The organism is Microbacterium sp. LB12 (assembly GCF_037150835.1).
Classification (GTDB): Bacteria; Actinomycetota; Actinomycetes; order Actinomycetales; family Microbacteriaceae; genus Microbacterium.
This window is the reverse complement of sequence record NZ_JBBCPF010000025.1, coordinates 1-3,820: the sequence shown is the minus strand read 5'-3', so window position 1 is coordinate 3,820 and position 3,820 is coordinate 1. Positions and strand designations below refer to the sequence as shown.

Annotated in this window: 2 rRNA genes; both read left to right on the top strand. The window is 54.9% G+C overall.

Annotation, left to right across the window (positions count from 1 at the left end):
- Window positions 1-139 precede the first annotated feature (139 nt).
- A 16S ribosomal RNA gene (locus WFM69_RS19165) occupies window positions 140-1,663 on the top strand.
- A 420-nt stretch (window positions 1,664-2,083) separates the two neighbouring features.
- A 23S ribosomal RNA gene (locus WFM69_RS19160) occupies window positions 2,084-3,820 on the top strand; the annotation flags it as partial.

Below are 3,820 nucleotides of genomic sequence, written 5' to 3'. Positions count from 1 at the left end.
GGGTGAGAATTCCTTTGGATCAAAGACCAGCCTCCTTTGTGGGGTTGGCAATGGATGAAGTCAGCAATGAATTTGTCTCTTTGGTCAGCATCAAACTCGCTGCTTTCACCGTTTTCCCGGTGTTGGTATGCATTTCTTTTTTACGGAGAGTTTGATCCTGGCTCAGGATGAACGCTGGCGGCGTGCTTAACACATGCAAGTCGAACGGTGAACACGGAGCTTGCTCTGTGGGATCAGTGGCGAACGGGTGAGTAACACGTGAGCAACCTGCCCCTGACTCTGGGATAAGCGCTGGAAACGGCGTCTAATACTGGATATGTGACGTGGCCGCATGGTCTGCGTCTGGAAAGAATTTCGGTTGGGGATGGGCTCGCGGCCTATCAGCTTGTTGGTGAGGTAATGGCTCACCAAGGCGTCGACGGGTAGCCGGCCTGAGAGGGTGACCGGCCACACTGGGACTGAGACACGGCCCAGACTCCTACGGGAGGCAGCAGTGGGGAATATTGCACAATGGGCGCAAGCCTGATGCAGCAACGCCGCGTGAGGGACGACGGCCTTCGGGTTGTAAACCTCTTTTAGCAGGGAAGAAGCGAAAGTGACGGTACCTGCAGAAAAAGCGCCGGCTAACTACGTGCCAGCAGCCGCGGTAATACGTAGGGCGCAAGCGTTATCCGGAATTATTGGGCGTAAAGAGCTCGTAGGCGGTTTGTCGCGTCTGCTGTGAAATCCCGAGGCTCAACCTCGGGCCTGCAGTGGGTACGGGCAGACTAGAGTGCGGTAGGGGAGATTGGAATTCCTGGTGTAGCGGTGGAATGCGCAGATATCAGGAGGAACACCGATGGCGAAGGCAGATCTCTGGGCCGTAACTGACGCTGAGGAGCGAAAGGGTGGGGAGCAAACAGGCTTAGATACCCTGGTAGTCCACCCCGTAAACGTTGGGAACTAGTTGTGGGGTCCATTCCACGGATTCCGTGACGCAGCTAACGCATTAAGTTCCCCGCCTGGGGAGTACGGCCGCAAGGCTAAAACTCAAAGGAATTGACGGGGACCCGCACAAGCGGCGGAGCATGCGGATTAATTCGATGCAACGCGAAGAACCTTACCAAGGCTTGACATATACGAGAACGGGCCAGAAATGGTCAACTCTTTGGACACTCGTAAACAGGTGGTGCATGGTTGTCGTCAGCTCGTGTCGTGAGATGTTGGGTTAAGTCCCGCAACGAGCGCAACCCTCGTTCTATGTTGCCAGCACGTAATGGTGGGAACTCATGGGATACTGCCGGGGTCAACTCGGAGGAAGGTGGGGATGACGTCAAATCATCATGCCCCTTATGTCTTGGGCTTCACGCATGCTACAATGGCCGGTACAAAGGGCTGCAATACCGCGAGGTGGAGCGAATCCCAAAAAGCCGGTCCCAGTTCGGATTGAGGTCTGCAACTCGACCTCATGAAGTCGGAGTCGCTAGTAATCGCAGATCAGCAACGCTGCGGTGAATACGTTCCCGGGTCTTGTACACACCGCCCGTCAAGTCATGAAAGTCGGTAACACCTGAAGCCGGTGGCCTAACCCTTGTGGAGGGAGCCGTCGAAGGTGGGATCGGTAATTAGGACTAAGTCGTAACAAGGTAGCCGTACCGGAAGGTGCGGCTGGATCACCTCCTTTCTAAGGAGCATCTGACACTTTCGGGTGTCCAGAACCCAGTTCGGGAACGTTCGTTTCTCGCTGGGAGCTCATGGGTGGAACATTTGACATGACATCAGCGCAGCTGATTTCTGCTAGTACGTCGCTTCGGTGGCTGGAACGTGGGGGTTGGTGAGCGGGGTGTCTGCACGCTGTTGGGTCCTGAGGGACCGGATGCGGTTTCGATCTTCGGGTCGGGACGGTCTGTACCTCTGGGCCTTTCGTTGTCTCTCCGGTTGGGGAGGTGGTGAAGGGTACCGCCCGTACTTTGAGAACTACACAGTGGACGCGAGCATCTTGCAGCTGATCATCGATCAGTTGCACAAGATGATCTTAAAGATCATTAGTCAATTTCTGATTCAGTCTTCGGACTGGTCGGGTTTTTGATTCAAACTCATGTGATTTCAAGTCTTTAAGAGCAAACGGTGGATGCCTTGGCATCTGGAGCCGAAGAAGGACGTAGCAATCTGCGATAAGCCTCGGGGAACTGATAAGCAAGTTTTGATCCGAGGGTGTCCGAATGGGGAAACCCCGCTGGGCGGCGTGCCGACCTAGTGACTCCCGCCTGAATATATAGGGCGGGTAGAGGGAACGTGGGGAAGTGAAACATCTCAGTACCCACAGGAAGAGAAAGCAACCGCGATTCCGTTAGTAGTGGCGAGCGAAACCGGATCAGGCTAAACCTAGCGTGTGTGATAGCCGGCAGGCGTTGCACGTTGGGGGTTGTGGGACTTTTCAGTCATCTCTGCCGAGGTGGCGGCGTTACAAGAAGGTATAGACGAACGGTCTTGAAAGGCCGGTCATAGAGGGTGCCAACCCCGTAGTCGAAATGCCTCTCTTGGCGCGAAGAGTATCCCAAGTAGCACGGGGCCCGTGAAATCCCGTGTGAATCTGTCAGGACCACCTGATAAGCCTAAATACTCCCAGATGACCGATAGCGGACAAGTACCGTGAGGGAAAGGTGAAAAGTACCCCGGGAGGGGAGTGAAATAGTACCTGAAACCGTTTGCTTACAAACCGTTGGAGCCTCCTTAGTAGGGGTGACAGCGTGCCTTTTGAAGAATGAGCCTGCGAGTTAGCGATATGTGGCGAGGTTAACCCGTGTGGGGTAGCCGTAGCGAAAGCGAGTCTGAATAGGGCGATTCAGTCGCATGTCCTAGACCCGAAGCGAAGTGATCTATCCATGGCCAGGTTGAAGCGACGGTAAGACGTCGTGGAGGACCGAACCCACTTAGGTTGAAAACTGAGGGGATGAGCTGTGGATAGGGGTGAAAGGCCAATCAAACTTCGTGATAGCTGGTTCTCTCCGAAATGCATTTAGGTGCAGCGTTGCGTGTTTCTTGCCGGAGGTAGAGCTACTGGATGGCCGATGGGCCCTACAAGGTTACTGACGTCAGCCAAACTCCGAATGCCGGTAAGTGAGAGCGCAGCAGTGAGACTGTGGGGGATAAGCTTCATAGTCGAGAGGGAAACAACCCAGACCACCAACTAAGGTCCCAAAGCGCGTGCTAAGTGGGAAAGGATGTGGAGTTGCTGTGACAACCAGGAGGTTGGCTTAGAAGCAGCCACCCTTGAAAGAGTGCGTAATAGCTCACTGGTCAAGTGATTCCGCGCCGACAATGTAACGGGGCTCAAGCACGCCACCGAAGTTGTGGCATTGACATTATTGGTAGGCCTTCGTGGTCCAGCCGTGTTGATGGGTAGGAGAGCGTCGTGTGGCCAGCGAAGCGGCGGTGGAAACCAGCCGTGGAGGCTACACGAGTGAGAATGCAGGCATGAGTAGCGAATGACGTGTGAGAAACACGTCCTCCGAAAGACCAAGGGTTCCAGGGTCAAGCTAATCTTCCCTGGGTAAGTCGGGACCTAAGGCGAGGCCGACAGGCGTAGTCGATGGACAACGGGTTGATATTCCCGTACCGGCGAAGAACCGCCCAAGCTAATCCAGTAGTGCTAAGTGTCTGAATCCCAGTGACTGATCCCTTCGGGGTGACGCTCTGGGCCTAGCGCACGACCCCATTCTGGTGCGGTTAGCGTATTAACAGGTGTGACGCAGGAAGGTAGCCCAAGCCAGGCGATGGTTGTCCTGGTGCAAGTGCGTAGGCCGAGTCGTAGGCAAATCCGCGATTCATTGAGGCTGAG